This is a genomic window from Micromonospora sp. NPDC049089, from assembly GCF_040648775.1.
GTDB lineage: Bacteria > Actinomycetota > Actinomycetes > Mycobacteriales > Micromonosporaceae > Micromonospora.
On the sequence record NZ_JBEZEH010000022.1, the window covers coordinates 16,125 to 35,174 of the forward strand.

At 72.5% G+C, this 19,050-nt stretch carries 7 protein-coding genes; 5 read left to right on the plus strand and 2 right to left on the minus strand.

Features of this window, described 5'->3' with window-relative positions; genetic code table 11:
* Nucleotides 1-28 precede the first annotated feature (28 nt).
* Together AB0B48_RS06455 and AB0B48_RS06460 are read right to left on the minus strand one after the other, a co-directional pair.
* Nucleotides 29-4,924 (minus strand): permease, encoded by a 4,896-nt coding sequence (locus AB0B48_RS06455; RefSeq protein ID WP_357196787.1) that lies wholly within the window; start codon nt 4,922-4,924, stop codon nt 29-31.
* A gap of 151 nt (nt 4,925-5,075) precedes the next feature.
* Nucleotides 5,076-6,503, minus strand: coding sequence for a UDP-glucose/GDP-mannose dehydrogenase family protein (locus AB0B48_RS06460; RefSeq protein ID WP_355005619.1), 1,428 nt, complete (start codon nt 6,501-6,503; stop codon nt 5,076-5,078).
* A 250-nt stretch (nt 6,504-6,753) separates the two neighbouring features.
* On the opposite strand from AB0B48_RS06460, the gene AB0B48_RS06465 reads away from it, so the two are divergent.
* The 5 genes from AB0B48_RS06465 to AB0B48_RS06485 all read left to right on the plus strand — a co-directional run bounded on the left by AB0B48_RS06465 (nt 6,754) and on the right by AB0B48_RS06485 (nt 19,050).
* Nucleotides 6,754-7,917 (plus strand): acyl-CoA dehydrogenase family protein, encoded by a 1,164-nt coding sequence (locus tag AB0B48_RS06465; protein WP_357196790.1) that lies wholly within the window; start codon nt 6,754-6,756, stop codon nt 7,915-7,917.
* A 1,244-nt stretch (nt 7,918-9,161) separates the two neighbouring features.
* On the plus strand, nt 9,162-9,443 hold the full coding sequence (locus tag AB0B48_RS06470) for an MbtH family NRPS accessory protein (protein ID WP_357196794.1): 282 nt from the start codon (nt 9,162-9,164) through the stop codon (nt 9,441-9,443).
* Nucleotides 9,443-17,488 (plus strand): amino acid adenylation domain-containing protein, encoded by an 8,046-nt coding sequence (locus AB0B48_RS06475; protein WP_357196797.1) that lies wholly within the window; start codon nt 9,443-9,445, stop codon nt 17,486-17,488. Before AB0B48_RS06470 ends, AB0B48_RS06475 begins: the two co-directional genes overlap by 1 nt.
* A gap of 39 nt (nt 17,489-17,527) precedes the next feature.
* Entirely contained in the window at nt 17,528-18,499 is a 972-nt protein-coding gene (locus AB0B48_RS06480) for a TauD/TfdA family dioxygenase (RefSeq protein ID WP_357196800.1), read from the plus strand.
* Complete coding sequence (locus AB0B48_RS06485; RefSeq protein WP_357196803.1) at nt 18,496-19,050, plus strand: DUF6817 domain-containing protein; 555 nt, start codon at nt 18,496-18,498, stop codon at nt 19,048-19,050. The genes AB0B48_RS06480 and AB0B48_RS06485 overlap by 4 nt, the downstream gene beginning before the upstream one ends.

The following is a 19,050-nucleotide window of genomic DNA, read 5'->3' on the forward strand; positions in this document are numbered from 1 at the left end:
TCACTCACCCTGCTGTGACGCTTCGGTTTTATCTCATGCCACGCAGGGCGGTCTGTAGGCGTTCCTGGGCGCGGCGGCGGCGCTCGTTGCTTGCGCCGAGCACCAGCAGCAGGATGCCCACCGGGATCAGCGCCAACCACGGTCCCAGGCTGAACAGGGCGTGGATCGCCGTGATCGCGGTGACCGACGCGCCGACGATCACGGGGGCCTGCTGCCGGCTGGACGAGCCGAAGATAAGCACCGCGACCGCGCCGAGCAGCAGGAGCATCTGCCGCACTGTGCTGGTCTCAGTGGCCAGCACGATCGTCAGCGTCGGCACGAAGGCCGCTACCAGCGCCGGGCCGTACGCCACCCAACTGCTCATGTCGGGCCGGTGGCGCAGCTCCAGGACGCCGACGAGGAGGGCCAGCACGGCGAACGGCAGGGTGTACGCCTCGGGCAGCGCCACGTCGGCGACTCGCATCAGGATCCACCACGCGGTGATCTCACAGACCACCACCGCCCAGAACAGGATCCGGCGTTCCACTGGCCGGCGACCGGGTCGGGTCGCCGCCACCCCGAGGACAGCGCCCCAGGCGGCCAGCAGGGCGGCGATGTGACGGGGCGAGTCGAAGGCGAGGGCCAACGCGATCAGCGCGGCAGCGTACCCGGTCCACTCCACTGTGGAGGCCTCTCGCTGCGCCTCAGGGCGGCGCAGCCGGGGCACTGTCGCGGCGAGCACCTGTAGGACCGCGCCGACGGCCAGCACTCCGAACGCCGACCAGACCGCCGCCAGCCCGGCGACCAGGCCGACGGTGAGCACGAAGAGCTGCGCCATGAGTGAGGCGAAGAGCCAGCCGAGGATGCGCGCCCGCTGGGTGGTGCCGAACAGCGCCGCCACCGCGCCCACCCCGACAGCGCTGCCCAGGGTGAACAGGGTCATCTGCCGGTCGGCCAGGCTGCCGGCGAGCCCGGCGCTGCCACCGGCCAGACCGATGGCGAACACCAGCACCCGGGCCAGCCGCAGCGAGCGGGCCCGCTCGACCAGCGCCGGCGGTGGGGTCAGTGCGAGACCGAGCATCGCGATGGTGAAGACGGAGAGCGCGGCGACGGTGCTGGCGGGCCACCCCTGGCCCAGCGCGATGGGTGCGATCAGCAGCGTGACGGCCGCCCCGGGCAGCACCACCGGCACGGCCCGGGAACGCCGCCCGCCGCTGAACCCGGTGGCGGCCAGCGCGGCGGTCGCGGTGAGCAGCAACGCCGTCAGTACGTGGGTCGGATTGACCACGTCCGGTGGAGGGGTGAGCAGCTCCGGCGGCGGGCCCTGCCAGATCCGGGTGAGTGTGCGGTGCGGCTCGACCAGGGCGGTGACCAGCGCGGGTGCTATCGAGGCGAGCGCCAGGGCGGTCGGCAGCGCCGCCGCGGCCAACGCACCCGCGGCCGGGTTGACCCGCCACCGCCGTCGTTCCGCGTCGTCCGGCAGCCGCCGCAGGGCCCCGTCGAGTCGGACCGCCCAGCGCCGGACCGGCTGGGCCGCGCCGGTGGGCGGCACGGTGGCCGCGCGGATCAGTTCGGCCAGTACGCCGAGCAGGGCGGCGGCGGCCGCGTAGACGCCTGCGGCGAGGCCGGTGGGGATGGCGGCGAGGGCGCTGATGGTGGCCCCGCCGACGACCGCCACGCTGACCCAGGGCAGATATTGCGGCACCAGTCGGCGGACCGCTGCCACGGCGGCCAGGCCGAGGCTGGTCGCCGCCAGCGCGGCGGTCAGCACCACCTGCGCCGAGTGGTCGAACTCGGCGGACAGTGCCGCCACCGCACCCGGGAGGGCCAGCAGGGCGGCACCGATCGCCGCGCCGCCGATCTGCGCCAGGTGCGGCGGCATGCCCTCGGTGTCGATGTCGGCGACCTGTGGACCGGCGAGGACGCGGGCCAGTGTGGCCACCACCACGCCGATCAGCGCGATGCTGCCCAGCGCCAGGGCCGTGGTCCACGGGCGGACCAGTCCGGCGCCGGCGGCGTGCAGCGCGACGACCCCGGCCACAGTGGCCCGGGACAGCCCGGCGCGTGCCTCCTCCGTGGCCACCGCGGCCATGCCGAACACGGTGGCGACCATTCCGCCGACCAGCACCGGTGACCACCAGGCCAGATCGAATGCGGCCGGTGCGCCGATCGTGGCGAGCACCACCGCCACACCGGACACGTCCCAGCGCCACGGCGGCGGGAGCAGGATGCCGGCGGCGAGGGCCAGCAGTGCCAGCGCGACCGGCGCCTGCCAGGTGGCACCGCCGACGGGGGCGGCCGGCCAGTCGCTCAGGTCGCCCCTCCAGATCGGGCCGGGGGTGGCCAGCACGCCGACCCCGCCGCGCACCGCCGTCCAGCCGGCGAGGACGCCGATCAGGACGCCGCCGACGGTGAGGCCGAGGATCGGACCGCGTCGCCACTCCTCCGGCATGCTGCGGGCGGCCACGGCGACCACCAGGAGCAGTGCGGCGGCCACCGCCAGCTGCCCGCCGGGGGCGAGCACCGCCCCGATCCGTACCAGCGTGGCGATCAGGGCGGTGGTGACCGCCGCAGCGGCCAGGTCCGAGCCGTCGAGGGTGAGGTCGGCTCGACGGCCGGCGTCGATGGAGGGGGCCAGGAAGAGCAGCACCGCCGCGACCAGCAGGAGCGCGCCCACCCAGGCGTCGGCGACGGTCGCGCCGGGCGCCCCGAACGCGGCGGCGGTGACCATCAGCGCGCCCAGCCCGGTGCCCACCGACAGCGGAACGGGGATGTGGCGCTGGGAGACCTGCACGACGGCCGCGTAGCCCAGTGTCACGCAGACCGCCAGGAAGCTGGCCGCCAGGATCGGAACGGTCACCTCGCGCAGGCTCGCCGGGGTGAGGAGCGGGTCGTTCGGCATGGTCGCGGCCACGAACGCCGCCACCGCCCCGGGCAGCGCGAACGCGGCCCCACCGGCGGCCCAGGCGGTGACCGTCTCGGAGGCGGCCGAGGCGATCCGGATCCGGGGCGCCAGCGTGACAAGCGTGCCGGCCGCGAACAGGGTGATCAGGACCGCGGCGGTGAGGGTGGGGCTGGCCAGGCTGGCACCCGCGCTGAACAGGCCGACCACGGCCGCGCCGATGGCGTGCGCCACAGCGGCTCGGTCGGTGCGGGCGGACAGCCCGATGACCCCGATGCCGATCGCGGTGATCACCATTGGCCAGGGGGCCGTCGCCCAGCCGAGACCGAACGAGGCTGGAACGGCGAGCGCGGTCAGCGCCGCGCCGGCGACCGCGAACTCCCGGCGGATCTCGGTGGGCAGGGCTAGCACCGCCGCGATGGTGAGCAGGAACGCGGCACCCGCGAGCTGCCAGGTCGTTGGCCCGACGGCGGCGGCCAGCTCGCCCGGGTATCGGCTGAGGTCGGGGTTCCAGGCGGGCAGTGCCGCCCGGACCGGTGCCACCCCGGCGCGTAGCGCGCCGCCGGCGACCACCAGACCACTGACGGTCAGCGCCACCGCTGAGGCCAACTGTGGGCCACGTCGGGCCGCCTCCGGGACCGCGCGCACCGCCAGCCCGGTCACGGTGATGACCGCCGCGATCAGCAGCAGCGCCCGGCCGGGGAGTGCCACCGAGGCGATCCGGCTGAGCGAGCCGATCACCGCCAGGGTGACGATGCCGGCCGCGACGTCCGGCAGCGGCGGGCGCCGCAGCACCAACGCGCCGGCCAGCCCGATCACGGAGGCCAGCAGCAGCACCACCCCGGCGCCGGTAGCGGTCGGCACGGTCTGTGCCCGCAGCAGGGCGGTGACCGCGTACGCCAGCGAGACGGCGACCGCCAGGGCGTGCAGCAACCAGGTCAGCTCACGCAGGCCGGGCACCGGCCTGGTGGGCTGCGGGTCTGTCGCGCCGCCGCTGGCGTCGATCAGCTCGGCGGCCTCCTCCGGGTCGCCCTCCGGCCTGCTCTCGGCGTCTCGTTGGCGGGGCGCGGGCGGCGTGCCTGGCGATGGCAGGTCCTGCCGGACCTGGCGTTCGACGGTCACGCTGGAGCGGGCCAGGCCGAGGTCGACGAGGGCGACCAGGGCCAGCACCAGCGCCCAGCCGCCCGGGCCGGTGATCTGGTCGTACGCCAGCAGCGGCAGCACCGGCTGGGCGGCGAGCACGGTGGCGAAGCGGGGCGCGCGCAGACCGGTCCAACCGGCGTACCCGAATGCGACGCCGGCGGTGACCGCGAAGATCACCCCGGCGAAGACCGTGCCCGAGCCGCCGCCGACGCCGATCCGGTCCACCGCCCAGAGGGCGTTGCCGGCGAGCGGCACCAGCAGCAGGCCGACCGCGGCGATGGTCTCGGCGGTCGAGGTGAGCCCGCGCCGGGCCAGTGCCGGCGGGGCGAGCAGCATCAGCACGGTGGCCAGGAGCAGGATGCCGAGCCGGGCCAGCGCGTCCATCGAGCTGGTGGCCACCGCGGCGAAGACCACGGCGGCCACGCCGAGCAGCAGCGCGCCCAGCCCCAGCGGGATGTTCTGCACCTCCCGCGAGGACGCCTCCGGCGGGTGCTCCGGGTCGTCCACGTCCAGCCAGGCGGCCCGGGGCGGGGGCGGCGGCGGGTCCTCGGGGGCGGGCGGAGTGCCCTGGCGGGGCACCCGGGGCGGCGCGCCCATGGTGGCAGTCGGTGGTCGCCGGCCGGGGCGGCGGCGCAGCACCCGGCGTGGCCGGGTGGCCTGCTTGAGCCGCTCCTCGCTGGCGTGGGCGAGGATGTCCCGCTGGAAGAGCGCGGCCTGCATCTTGGCGGCGATCTGCCGCTGCTCGCGGGCGATGGCGGCGTCGCGCGCCTTCATCTCCGCGATCGAACGCTCGATGTCGGCCAGGTGCTCGGCCCACTGTGGTTGATCTGCCCCACAGTGCGGGCATCGAACGGCCGGCTTGATCTCCCGGCCGCACGAGGAGCATTGAAAGGTCGCCACGACACCCCTCCACCCGCACTGTGGACTCCCACTGTCGCAGCATGCCCAAAGCTGGCGCGGATTTCGACTCTTGTCGGCGGGTCCGGGGCAAACAACGACACCGGCCGGCCATCGAGATGCTCGATGGCCGGCCGGCGGGGCGTCCGTTGGGTCAGGGGCGACCCATGCCCCGGTACTCCCAGCCCGCCTGGGCCCAGAGTGCCGGGTCGAGGCAGTTGCGGCCGTCGACGACCTTGCGGCCCTTGACCAACTCGCCGAGGGCGACCGGGTCGGCGTTGCGGAAGTCGGCCCACTCGGTGAGGACGCAGACCAGGTCGGCCTCGTTGACCGCCTCGTTGATGCTGCTCTCGTACGTCAACTCGGGGACCGCGCGGCGGGCGTTCTCGGTGCCCTGCGGGTCGTACACGTGCACGTCGGCGCCGGCCTTGTGCAGCAGCGCGGCGACGGCGAGCGCCGGGGCGTCGCGGACGTCGTCGGTGTTGGGCTTGAAGGTGGCGCCGAGTACGGCGATCCGGGTGCCGGAGAAGTCCGGGCCGGCCGGGCCGGAGCGGCGGCCGAGCAGGTCTGCGGCGAGCTGGAGCACCCGCGTACGCCGGCGCAGGTTGATCAGGTCGACCTCGTGGAGGAAGCGCAGCGCCTCGCCGGCGCCCAGCTCCTGGGCGCGGGCCTGGAAGGCCCGGATGTCCTTGGGCAGGCAGGCGCCTCCGAAGCCGAGGCCGGCCTGGAGGAACCGGTTGCCGATCCGCGGGTCGTAGCCGATCGCGCGGGCCAGCTGGGTGACGTCGCCACCGGAGGCCTCGCAGACCTCGGCCATCGCGTTGATGAAGGAGATCTTGGTGGCCAGGAAGGCGTTCGCGGCGACCTTGACCAGCTCGGCGGTGGAGAAGTCGGTAACCACCAGGGGCACCTCGCGGTCCTCCGTGGCGGCCAGGTCGAACACGCCCTTGTGCGCGGCGTAGAGCATGCCGTTGGCCCACTCGCTCTTGACGCCGACCACGATCCGGTTGGGCCGCAGGACGTCGTCGACGGCGAAGCCCTCCTGGAGGAACTCGGGGCTCCACGCCACCTCGACGTCCAGGTCGTTCGGGGTGTGCTTGCCGACGAGTTGCTCGACCCACTCGGCGGTGCCGACCGGCACGGTGGACTTGCCGACGATCAACGCCTTGCGGGTCAGGTGCTGCGCGAGGCTGGTGACCGACGCCTCGACGTACGACAGGTCGGCGCCCATGCCGTCGGCCCGCTGCGGGGTGCCGACGCAGATGAAGTGCACGTCACCGAACTCGGCGGTCTCGGCGATGTCGGTGCTGAACCGGAGGCGACCGGCGGCGAGGTTGCGCCGGAGCAGCTCGTCCAGGCCGGGCTCGTGGATCGGCACCTGACCGGCGTTCAGCATCGCGATCTTGTCGGCGTCGACGTCGAACCCGAGAACCTCGTAGCCCAGTTCTGCGTAGCAGATGGCGTACGTCGCACCGAGGTAACCAGTCCCTAGGAACGTCACCCGCGGCCGGGGTGCGCCCGAGGGCGGGGTCACCGCGGCGATGGCGGGGGTCGGCTGGATGGTGGGGTAGGGGATCGTCACGCCTGTCTTCTCCGCTCGCGCTGGCGCCGCGTCGTCGCGTCGCATTCTGCTGCGGCGCCTGGGCGGGGCACCGGAGGGTGGCTCACTGTCTCAATCTCCATCATCGCTGAGCGCGTTAGGTGCGCCGTCCTGCCCATACCTACGCGCCGGTAACATCACCTGAACTGCAGTCGCTAGTCTTCAGTCTGCGCCGTCGGCGGTCAGGAGTCGTCACAGACTGCGCATGATAGTGGTGAAGGGGAGGGCCGAGATGGCCGCAGGGGAGTCGTTCGACGTCTACCGGTTGCCGGAAGAGCACCAGGCGATCCGGGAAGCCGTGCGAGATGTCTGCGCCGCGAAGGTGGCTCCGCACGCCGCGGAGGCCGACGAGACGGGGGAATTCCCCAAGGCGTCCTACGACGCGCTGCGAGCGGCCGACTTCCACGCACCGCACATCCCCGAGGAGTACGGCGGCGCGGGCGCGGACGCGCTGGCCACCGCCATCGTGATCGAGGAGGTGGCCCGTGCCTGCGCGTCGTCCTCGCTGATCCCGGCGGTGAACAAACTCGGCACCATGCCGCTCCTGTTGTCCGGTTCCGCCGACCTCAAGGCTCGCTACCTGACGCCGGTCGCGGCCGGTGAGGCGATGTTCTCGTACTGCCTCTCCGAGCCCGAGGCGGGCAGTGACGCGGCGTCCATGACCACCAGGGCGGTACGTGACGGGGATCACTGGGTGCTCAACGGTGTCAAGCGCTGGATCACCAACGCCGGGGTGTCCGATTTCTACACCGTATTCGCCGTCACCGACCCGTCCGCCCGGTCCCGGGGCATCTCGGCCTTCGTGGTCGAGAAGTCCGATGCCGGGGTGAGCTTCGGCGCGCCGGAGAAGAAGCTCGGCATCAAGGGCTCGCCCACCCGCGAGGTCTACCTCGACAACGTGCGGATCCCGGCCGACCGGATGATCGGCGCGGAGGGCACCGGCTTCGCGACCGCGATGAAGACCCTGGACCACACCCGGGTCACGATCGCCGCGCAGGCCGTCGGGATCGCGCAGGGCGCGCTCGACTACGCGAAGGGGTACGTGGCCGAGCGTCGCCAGTTCGGCAAGGCCGTAGCCGAGTTCCAGGGGATCCAGTTCATGCTGGCCGACATGGGCATGAAGCTCGAGGCGGCCCGGCAGCTCACGTACGCGGCTGCTGGCAAGTCGGAGCGCGGCGACGCGGATCTCACCTACTTCGGCGCGGCGGCCAAGTGCTTCGCCTCCGACGCCGCCATGGAGATCACCACCGACGCGGTGCAGTTGCTGGGTGGCTACGGCTACACGCGGGACTATCCGGTCGAGCGAATGATGCGGGACGCCAAGATCACCCAGATCTACGAGGGCACCAACCAGGTGCAGCGGATCGTGATGGCCCGGCAGCTATTGCAGGGCTGACCGAGGGGTTTCCGAACGCCGTTGCTCAAGCGTCCGGTGCCGGCGGTCGCCCGTGCCGGCGCGCGGCATCCCGGCGCTCGGGTAAAGGCGGGGCAGCGCCGCACCGGGCCTGATTCGGCACGTACGCACACTGATCCTCATCGATGGGTTCGCGCACGCGTCCGCCCGGATTCGGGTGTCGACGGCCAGCTGGGTGCCCGGCGTCGGAGGCGCCTTCGGGTGCGCCGAGCGCCTATCCCCGGCGCCATGCACGCGTGGGGGCGGGCCTGTGCGACAGAGGAATCCGGCGCTCGACGCGTTGTCTGGGCCTGATCGGATCCGGCAATCGAACGGAATCGCCCGGCGGATCACGCGTCGGCTTGTCAGCCTGGATGGTCGACGGCTTCGCGAGGGCTGTGACCCGGCGACGGTTGCGCTCTCTGTCGTGCCTCGCATTGCGCACGTTAACAACCATTACATTGACTGTTGTCCAACCATTCGGTTGCTCGGCCAATGGATGATCGGTCGTTCTTTCCGGCTGCCGTGTGAGACTCGTCTCCGTGTCGGATTGTGACCACGATTTCCGCGATGAATGATTTTCCCCGTTCCGCGCAGGTGATCCTTCCGACGCGCCTCGTCCACTGTGGGCGGCGGCGTCGTTCTTGATCGGTCCGCACGGCCCAGAGAGCCGCCGAAAATACCCTTGTACTGCACAGACGTGTTGCTGGCACCGCATTTCTGGCCGATTCCGGTCGTCCCCCCGACCGCCCGCAGGCCCGCTCGACGGAGCACCGGCGGGCCCGCCGGCGTGCTCGGTCGACCAACCACCTGCGGAGTATTTGTCATAAATACGTCCCGGTTGGGATGGTCGACTTCAGCGGCAGGCGAGGGTCTTGACACGCTCCGTGTCTGATGGTTTTCTGTGCCTCGCTTGCGTTTACATTCATGAACGCTGTTGGGTCGCAACTTCGGGGGGGAGCGCGACGTGGGCTCAGCGTGGCTTGCCAAAATTTGCTTGACATCGACTTGTTTGCGTCCGCAAAGGGCGCTCGGCCTCGGGTCGGATAGCCGATTAACGTGCAGGTGGCCGGCCGTGGCCGTGGTGGAATCCGATAGCGAGACACGCGGCGGTGAAACCCCGCACGTCCTCTGAGTGACGCATAGCAAAGTCTCCGCAAACGACAGTTGACGACGCCCGATCTGGGGACGCGCGTCCCGACTGCGACGCCGGCAGGTCTGACCGCCATGGTCCCTGCCTGGCCGCCGTGCCGGTTCAGCGCTTCCTCGTCGGGTCCTGGGACCAGGCGCAGAGTGAGGAAGACGTGAACATTCTCGACAACCCCGACGGACGCTTCTTCGTAGTGGTGAACGACGAGGGGCAGCACTCGCTGTGGCCCGAGTCGCTCAGCCTGCCGGCCGGGTGGACGGTGGCCCACGGGCCCGCCTCCCGCGCGTCCTGCCTGGACCACGTCACCACCGAGTGGACGGACATGCGGCCGCGTAGCCTCGTGACGCACCTGGAGAGCACCGCTCGGGTGGTGGCCTGATGACCACCGACGCGAGTGCCAGCCGCCCCGCGCCACACAGCGCGGCACTCTCGCCCGGCCGGTCACGCCTCGACTCGATGTCGCCCTCGAAGCGGGCCCTGTTCGAGAAGCGTCTCGGCGGCCGGCGCCCCCGGCCGGTCGAGGCGCTCACCCGGGTGCCGCGCGGTGGCGACCTGCCCGTCTCCCCGGCCCAACGCCGGCTGTGGTTCATGGACCAGCTCGTCCCCGGCTCGGCGATGTTCAACGTGCCGACCGCCCTACGCCTGACCGGTGCGCTCCGGCTCGACGTGCTCACCGACGCGGTGCGCGCCCTCGTCGACAGGCACGAGGCGCTGCGGACCGTGTTCGCGGCGAACGAGGGCGACCCGGTGCAGCGCATACTGCCCGACATCGAGGTGGACCTCACCCCGCGCCCACTGCCCGTCGACGACGCGGCGGTGCTGGCCGCCGTACGCGACGAGGCGAGTCGTCCGTTCTCGCTCTCCGACGGGCCACTGGCTCGCGCCGCGCTGTTCCGGCAGACGCCCACCGCGCACGTGCTGGTGCTGACCCTGCACCACAGCATCTGCGACGGTTGGTCGGTCAGCCTGCTCATCGACGAGCTGCTGGAGCTGTACCGCGCGGGAGCAGAGGACCGAGCTCCCACGCTCGCGCCCCTCACCGTGCAGTACGCGGACTACGCCGCCTGGGAGAGTCGTCCCGACCGCGCCACCGAGCTGGCCGAAGGGCTCGACTACTGGAAGCGCGCACTGGCGGGCGCGGTGCCCGTCATCGACCTGCCGTTGGACCGTCCCCGCCCGCCGGTGCAGTCCTTCCGGGGCGAGCGGCACCGCTTCGCCCTGCCCGACGGCCTGTGGCCGGCGGTGACCCGCCTGGCCCAGGAGGAGCGGGCCACCCCGTTCATGGTGCTGCTCGCCGGGTTCGCCGCGCTGATGTCGCGGTACGCGGCCCAGGACGAGGTTTCGGTGGTGACCCCGGTGGCGAACCGCCCCCGGGTCGAGCTGGAGACGATGGTCGGCTCCTTCGTCAACTCGATCGTCGTGCGGGTCGACACCTCCGGCACGCCCACCTTCCGGGCCCTGGTGGGACGGGTCCGCGATCTCGTGCAGCAGGGCATGGCGTACGGCGAGGTGCCCTTCGACACGGTGGTGGAGGCGGTCGACCCGGAGCGCGACCTCGGCCACACGCCCCTCGCGCAGGTGATGTTCGCCCTCGTCGAGGACCAGGCGTTGGAGGTCGAGGCGGCGGGGTTGCGGGTCACGGCCGTCGAACACCACCTGCCGATCAGCAAGCACGACCTCACGGTCGAGGTGTGGCCGGACGCCGACGGCCGGCTGCGGGGGCTGGCCGAGTACGCGACCGACATCCTCGACGAGCGCACAGTGGCGCGGATGACCGCTCACCTCGGCGTTCTGCTGGCCGGTCTGACCGCCGCGCCGGACGCCCCGGTCGGGTTGGCCCGCCTCCTGTCCGCTGAGGAGACCCGGGCGGCGGTAGTGGACGGCAACCGCACCGAGGACCCGCTTCTCGGCGACGTGCGCGCGCACGAGCTGTTCGCTCGGCAGGCCGCCCGTACCCCTGACGCGCCCGCGCTCCTGGTCGGCGACCTGACTGTCACGTTCGCAGAGTTGGACCGCAGGGCCGACGCCCTCGCCGCGCGGCTGCGCCGGCACGGGGTAGGCCCGGAGACCCGCGTCGGCCTCTTCCTGGACCGGGGTGTCGACCTCGTCACGGCCGTGCTGGCCACCCTCAAGGCCGGCGGCGCGTACGTGCCGCTGGACGTGGGCGAGCCCGCCGAGCGGGTGCGGTTCATGCTCACCGACGCCGAGGTGCGGGTGGTCGTCACCAGCGCGGGCCGGCTCGCGGACCTACCGGACACCGACGCGTCGGTGCTGCTCCCCGACGGCGACGAGGACGCAACCGCCGACCTGCCGCCGCTACCGCGTCCGCACCCGGACAGCGCCTGCTACGTGATCTACACCTCGGGCTCGACGGGGCGACCCAAGGGTGTGGTGGTCACCCACCGCGGCCTGACCAACTACCTGGCGTGGAGCCTGCGGGCGTACCGGGTGGCCGAGGGCGGGGGCGCGCCCCTGGTCTCGCCGTTGCGGTTCGACCTGTCGGTGACGACGCTGTTCTGTCCGCTGCTGGCCGGGCGCCCGGTGGTGCTCGTCGCCGACGGCACCGAGCTGGAGACCCTCACCGAGCTGCTCGGCAGCGACCTGGACCTCGGGCTGGTCAAGCTCACCCCGGCCCACCTGGAGGCGCTGGACCGGGCCGTTCCGAGCCGGACCATCGCTGCGGACGGCTATCTGATCGTCGGTGGCGAGTCGCTGCACGGCACCACCGCCGCCGCCTGGCGGCGCCGGGCTCCGGGCCTGCGGATCGTCAACGAGTACGGGCCCACCGAGACCGTCGTCGGCTGCTGCGTGCACGAGGTGCACGACGGCACCGACCTGTCCGGTGTGGTGCCGATCGGTCGTCCGATCGCCAACACGCGGCTCTACGTGCTGGACGGCAACCTGCTGCCGGTGCCGCCCGGCACTGTCGGTGAGCTGTACGTGGCGGGTGCCGGCGTGGCCCGTGGCTACCACGGTCGGCCGGACCTGACCGCCGGGCGCTTCCTGCCCGACCCGTTCGCCCCGACGCCGGGGGAGCGCATGTACCGCACCGGGGACCTCGTCCGGGTGCGACCCGACGGCGAACTGGACTGCCTGGGCCGGGTCGACACCCAGGTGAAGATCCGGGGGTACCGGGTCGAGCTGGCGGAGATCGAGGCCACCCTGACCCGGCTGCCGCAGGTCCGCGAGGCGGTGGTCCTGCTGCGTACCGACCGGCCTGGTGAGGAGCGGTTGGTCGCGTACGTCACAGCGGCCGGGGATTCCGCGGCCCACGACCCGCGTGACGCGCTGCGCGCGGAACTGCCGGACTACATGGTGCCGGAGGTCGTCGTCACGCTCGACGCGCTGCCGTTGGCCGCCAACGGCAAGGTGGACCGGGCGGCCCTGCCCGCGCCCACGGCTGCCGAGCCGGAGTCCACCCTGGCCGCTCCGCAGAGCCGGCTGGAGGAGGCCATCGCCGAGGTCTGGGCCGACGTGCTGGGACGGCCGGTCGAGTCGATCGGGCGGGACGCGAACTTCCTCGACCTGGGCGGGCACTCCCTGCTCGCGGTCCGGGCCATGGCCCGGCTGCGCAAGAAGCTCGACATCGAGCTGCCGCTGGCGGTGTTCCTGGAGTCCACCTCGCTGGCCGACCTGGGAGCCCGGATCGAGGCGCTCGGCGGGCGGGCCCCCCGGCCCGGTCTCGTTGCCGTCCCGAGGACCGGCCCGGTGCCGTTGTCGCACGCGCAGGGACGCCTGTACTTCCTCAACCGGCTCGCCGAGGACAGCGCGTTCTACAACGTGCCCCTCGCGCTGCGCTTCGACGGTGACCTGCGCGCCGACGCGCTGCGGGCGGCCTTCGGCGCGCTGTGGGCCCGGCACGAGGGGCTGCGCACCCGGTTCCCGTCCGTGGACGGCGAACCGGTGCAGGAGTTCCTGCCCGTCGACGCCGTGGCGTACACCGAGGTGGACGTGCGGGGCGACGCCGACCCGGAGGGTCGGCTGGCCGCCCTCTTCGACGCCGAGGGGCGCACTCCGTTCGACCTGGCCGCCGGGCCGCTGCTGCGCGGCACCCTGGTGCGGGTACGCCCCGACTCGCACGTGCTGCTGTTGACGCTGCACCACACCGTTTCCGACGGCTGGTCCCTGAACATCTTGTTGGACGACCTGGTGACGCTCTACCGGGAGATCGCCCAGGGGCAGCCGTCCTCGTTGCCCGAGCTGACACACACCTATGTGGACTACACGTTCTGGCAGCGGTCCTGGCTGACCGGCGCCGAGCTGGACGACCAGCTCGACTGGTGGAAGCGGCAGCTCGACGGTGTACCCACGCTGGACCTGCCGACCGACCGGCCGCGACCGGCGGTGCAGACCTTCCGTGGAGCGCGCCACGACGTCAGTTGGTCGGCCGAGCGGTCCCGGGCGGTGGCCGACCTGGCGCGGCGGGAAAAGGTCTCCCTGTTCATGGCGTTGCTGGCCGGCTTCGACGTGCTCATGGCCCAGCTCAGTGGCCAACGGGACATCACCGTCGGCACGCCCGTGGCCAACCGCACCAGCACCGAGTTGGAGAAGCTCGTCGGGTTCTTCGCCAACACCCTGGCGCTGCGGGTCGACCTCTCCGGCGACCCCACCTTCCGCGAGGTGCTGCGGCGGGTCCGCAGCACGGCGCACGGTGCGTTCGCCCACCAGGACGTCCCCTTCGAGATGGTCGTCGACGCGGTGGCGCCCACCCGCAGCCTCAGCCACTCACCGCTGTTCCAGGTGCGCTTCGCGTTGCAGAACGCCCCGGGCGGCCTGCCCGACCCGGGCCCCGGCCTCACCCTCACGTCGATCGACAACGAGCAGTGCACCGCCCGCTTCGACCTGCTGATCGACCTGTGGGAGACCGAGGACGGCATCGAGGGGCACGCCGAGTACAGCACCGACCTGTTCGACGAGGGCACCGTCGAGGCGATGATGAGCCGCCTCGGGGTGCTGATGGACCGGTTGGTCGATGACCCCGACCAGCGCGTCTTCGACGTGGATCCCCTCCTGCCGGGCGAACGGGAGCGTCTCGACGCGCTCGCGCACGGTCCGGCGCTGCCGGATGGCGCAGTGCACCGCACGCTCACCGCCCGGGTGGCCGAGCAGGCGCGACGCCGACCCGACGCTCCGGCGGTCACCAGCGGCGAGACGACCCTCTCCTACGGCGACCTGCACCGCCGCAGCGGTGACCTGGCCCGGGTGCTCGCCGAACGCGGCGCGGGCCCGGAAACGACTATCGCCCTGCACCTCGACCGGGGCGTCGACGTCGTCGTGGCGGCGTTGGCGGTCCTGGAGACGGGCGCCGCGTACGTGCCGCTGGACCCCGCGTACCCCGCGCAGCGGTTGGCCGCGATCGTGGCGGACGCCCGGCCGGCGATGACGCTCACCACCCGCGACCTGGCGGGTCGTACGCCCCAGGGCGCGGGCGAGGTGGTGACGATCGAGGACCTGCCGGCCCCGGTGGGCCCCCGGCCGACACCGGCGCTGCGACCGGAGCACCCGGCCTACGTGGTCTACACCTCCGGCACCAAGGGGCTCCCCAAGGGTGTGGTGGTGACCCACGGCGGGCTGTCCGCGTACCTGGACGGGCTGCCGGCCGCGCTGGCCCTGCCCGACGAGCCGGTGTTCCTGCACACCGCGTCGTTCGCGTTCTCGTCGTCGGTGCGGCAGTTCGCCGTACCGCTGACGCTGGGCGGCCACGTGGTCGTCGCCGGGCGCGCGCACCTGGCCGACCCGTTGGCGCTGCTCACCTTCGTCACCGCGCACGGCGTGCAGGTGCTGGACCTGGTGCCGTCGTACCTGCGGGTCCTGTTGCCGGCGCTCACCTCGCCCGGCGGGTGGCGGCCACGGGTGGTGCTCACCGCCAGCGAGCCGCTGCGCTACGAGCTTCCCGAGGCCATCCGCAACGCGCCGGGGACGGCGCCCCGGCTGGTCAACATGTACGGCCAGACCGAGACGACGGGCATCGTCGCCGTGTCGGAGGTCCGCATCGACCGGGCGGGCCGCCAGGCGGTGGTGCCGCTCGGTCGGCCGATCCCGGGCGCGCGGCTGTACGTACTCGACGAGAGGCTGCGGCCGGTGCCGACCGGCCTGCCCGGCGAAATCGTCGTCGGGGGTGCGGGCCTGGCCCGGGGCTACCTGGGGGACGCCGCGTTGACCGCCGAGCGGTTCGTGCCCGACCCGCTGGGCGCGCCGGGCGACCGGCTCTACCGCACCGGTGACCGGGGGCGGCTGCTGCCGGACGGCACCGTGGAGTTCCTGGGCCGGATCGGCGACCAGGTCAAGATCCGGGGGCACCGGGTCGAGCCGGACGAGGTCGCCTCGGCGCTGTCCGCCCTGGACGGCGTGGGCGAGTGCGTGGTGCTCTGCGACGACGACGGTGCGGACGACCGGCGGCTGGTGGCCCACGTGGCGCTGCGGCCGGGTGCCGCGCTCTCCACCGACGACCTACGTGCGGCGCTGCGGGAGCGGCTGCCGGACTACATGGTGCCGACGGTGGCGCTCGTCGACCGCCTGCCCCGGTTGCCCAACGGCAAGGTCGACCGGGCCGCGTTGACGCCGTCGACCCCCACCGCGGCTCTGGCCACCGCCGCTGCCACCGCTACCGCCGAGACCCGGCGTGGGCCGGTGGAGGGGATCCTGACCGGGATCTGGCGGGAGGTGCTGCGGGTGCCGTCGGTGGGTCCGGAGGACAACTTCTTCGCTCTGGGTGGGGACTCGCTGCACGTGATCCGGGTGGTGGACCGGGCCCGTAAGGCGGGTGTGGTGATCACGCCCGCGCAGTTCATCGCGTACCCCACCATCGCCGCGCTCGCCTCGGTCGCGACCGCCGCGCAGACGCCGGCCGACAAGGCGCGGGAGGTCCTCGCCGGGATCTGGCGGGAGGTGCTGCGGGTGCCGTCGGTGGGTCCGGAGGACAACTTCTTCGCCCTGGGTGGGGACTCGCTGCACGTGATCCGGGTGGTGGACCGGGCCCGTAAGGCAGGTGTGGTGATCACGCCCGCGCAGTTCATCGCGCACCCCACCGTCGCCGGCCTCGCGTCCGTGGCCGGTGGGCAGACGACCGCCGGTGCGGGCGGTGACGGAGGCCGGCGTACGGACCCCGGTGTGGTCCCGCTCGTCGCGTCGCACGTTGCCTTCGCCGAGCGGAACTTCGCCGACCCGCACAAGTACACGCACATCTTCATGTTCGATGCGCTGCGGGCACTCGACCCGGCGCTGGTGGAGCGGGCCGTGGCGGCGGTGATCAGCCATCACGACTCGCTGCGGATCAGCTTCCCCCGACCCGGGGGCCGGTTGTCGGTCCGGGTCAACGAGCCCTACCAGCCCACGCCGTTCACCAACGTGGACCTGTCCGCCCTCGACCCGGCGGACCAGGAGGTCGCCTTCCGGCGCCTCGACCGCACCCTGCACCGCAAGCTCGACATCGAGAACGGGCCGCTGCTCCAGGTCGCCCTGGTCCGCTTCGGGGGCGACCGTCCCGATCTGCTCGTGGTGATCGTCCACCACCAGTTGATGGACAACAGCTCCTGGGACGTCCTGATGGCGGATCTCCAGACCGCGTACCTGGCGGTGGAGGCCGGCGAGGAGCCGCGCCTGCCGCTGCCGACGGCGTCGTTCGCCGAGTGGTCGCGCAACCTGGACGCGCTCGCCCATGGCACCGAGTTGACCGAGGACATCGCGTACTGGACGGCGCTGGCCAAGGAACCCGTCCCGACCTGGCCGTTGGACCACCCCGACGGAGACGACTGCATGTCGTCGGAGGCGACGGTGGTGGTCGGGCTCGACGCGGAGGAGACCGCCGCGCTGCGCCGGCTGGTGCCGCAGGAGTACGGCCTGAGCGTCAACGACGCGCTGCTGGCCGCCACTCTCCAGGGCTTCACCGACTGGTCCGGTCAGTCGTCGATCCTGGTCGACCTCGTCGCCCGGGGTCGGGAGATGGGCGGTCAGGACCTCGACCTGTCCCGTGCCATCGGCCGCTTCTCGATGACCTCACCCCGGCTCGTCCGCCGACCCGAGAAGCCCGGCCCGAGGGCCCTGCTGGAGTCGGTCCGTGAGCAGATCGAGGCGGTGCCCCGGCGCGGCCTCGCCTTCGGCCTGCTGCGCTACCTCGGCGGGCATCCGGCGGTGGCGGACGCGCTCGCTCCGCTCGGCAAGCCGGACATCCTGCTCAACAACTGGGGCGAGTTCGCCCACGAGCCCGAGGAGTCGCCGCTGCTCGGGCCGGCCATGGACGACTCCTGGCCGATGCCGAAGCTGCAACGCATGCACCGGCTCCAGGTGTTCGCGCGGTTCGCCAACGGCGAGCTCAGCCTGCACCTGAAGTACAGCAAGAACCTCAACGAGCGGACGAGCATCGAGCGGCTCGCCGCCCTGACCCTGGCCGCCCTCCGGTCGTTCGTCCGGCCGGACGCCGACTGACCCGGACCACGACCCGACGTACGCGGAAGGACCTCCGACATGGACCACGTGAAAGAGAGCTGCCTGTTCCCGGAGCGCAACCGGGTGGCCTGCATCGAGGCCACCTCGCCCGGCATCTCGCCGGCGCAATGGGCCACCGAGCACCTCGACCTGATCAACGACCGACTGGACAGCCACGGCGCTGTCCTGCTGCGCGGGTTCGACGCCCCGGACGCGCCGGCCTTCTCCGCCTTCGTCAAGGTCTTCGGCGAGGAGATGGCCGAGTACACCTACCGGTCGACGCCGCGCAGCAAGGTCGGCGACGTGTACACCTCCACCGAGTACCCGGCCAGCGAGGTCATCCCGCTGCACAACGAGATGGCGTACACAAGCGTGTGGCCCCGGCGGTTGTTCTTCTACTCGAACATCCCGGCGCAGACCGGCGGGGAGACTCCGCTCGCCGACAGCCACGCCGTCTGGCAGCGCATCCCCGCCGAGGTGCGCGAGCGCTTCGAGCGGCACGGTGTGCGGTACGTGCGCAACTACCGGGTCGGTCTCGGGGTGTCCTGGCAAGAGACGTTCCCCGGGATGGACCGGGAGGCCGTGGAGGAATTCTGCCGCGAGCGGGGCATCACCTACGAGTGGTTCGACGACGGCGCGCTGCGGACCACCGAGACCTGCCAGGCCGTCACCGTGCACCCGGTGTCCGGGCGGACGGTCTGGATGAACCAGGCCCACCTGTTCCACGTCTCCAACCTGCCCGAGGCCACCCGGGAGGCGCTGCTGGAACTGCTCGCCGAGGAGGACCTGCCGCGTAACGCGTACCTCGGTGACGGCAGCCCGATCACCGACGCCGACCTCGCGGCCATCCGCGCCGCGTTCGACGCGGAGTCCCTGGCCTTCCCCTGGCAGCAGGGTGACCTGCTGGTCGTCGACAACATGGCGATGGCGCACGGCCGGTCCAGCTTCACCGGGCCGCGCAAGACGTTGGTGGCGATGACCGGGTCGTACGGCAGTCGGGAGGCGGCGTGAGCGGGCTCGCCGAGAAGATCGCCTTCCTGGAGTCGCACGGGGTGGCCGAGTTGGCGCACTCGGAGGCCAACCTGCTGGCGCATCTGCGCGGCGTGCACGACCTGCTGGCCCAGTGGGGGTCGCGGCAGGAGCTGTGCGACGCGGGGTTGTTCCACTCGGTGTACGGCACGGAGATCTTCCCGACCGGCGCGATCCCGCACGAGCTGCGGCCCGCCGTGCGGGAGCTGATCGGTGCCGAGGCGGAGACGCTGGCGTACCTGTTCGGCACCGTCACCCGCAGCGCCCTCTTCGACGCCGCCTTCGACGGCCCGCCGTTCCTGCTCGAGGACCGCTCGGGCGGTTGCGTCGGTGTCAGCGCCGGCCAGTACACCGACCTCGCCGCCCTGACGGTGGCGAACTGGCTGGAGCAACGTCCCCGGTTCGCCGAGTCAAGCAAGTTCAGCCGCGCCCGCGAGTTCGACGCCATGCGCCGCTATCTGCCGGACAGTGTCCGTACCGCCCTGGAGCGCGCCTACGGGTTCGCTCCGCTCGCCCTCGCTGGAAACGAGTAG

Bases quoted from the DNA above. Each gene is read 5' to 3' on its own strand.
- AB0B48_RS06465 (WP_357196790.1), top strand. From the start codon at position 6,754: ATGGCCGCAGGGGAGTCGTTCGACGTCTACCGGTTGCCGGAAGAGCAC.
- AB0B48_RS06475 (WP_357196797.1), top strand. From the start codon at position 9,443: ATGACCACCGACGCGAGTGCCAGCCGCCCCGCGCCACACAGCGCGGCA.
- AB0B48_RS06480 (WP_357196800.1), top strand. From the start codon at position 17,528: ATGGACCACGTGAAAGAGAGCTGCCTGTTCCCGGAGCGCAACCGGGTG.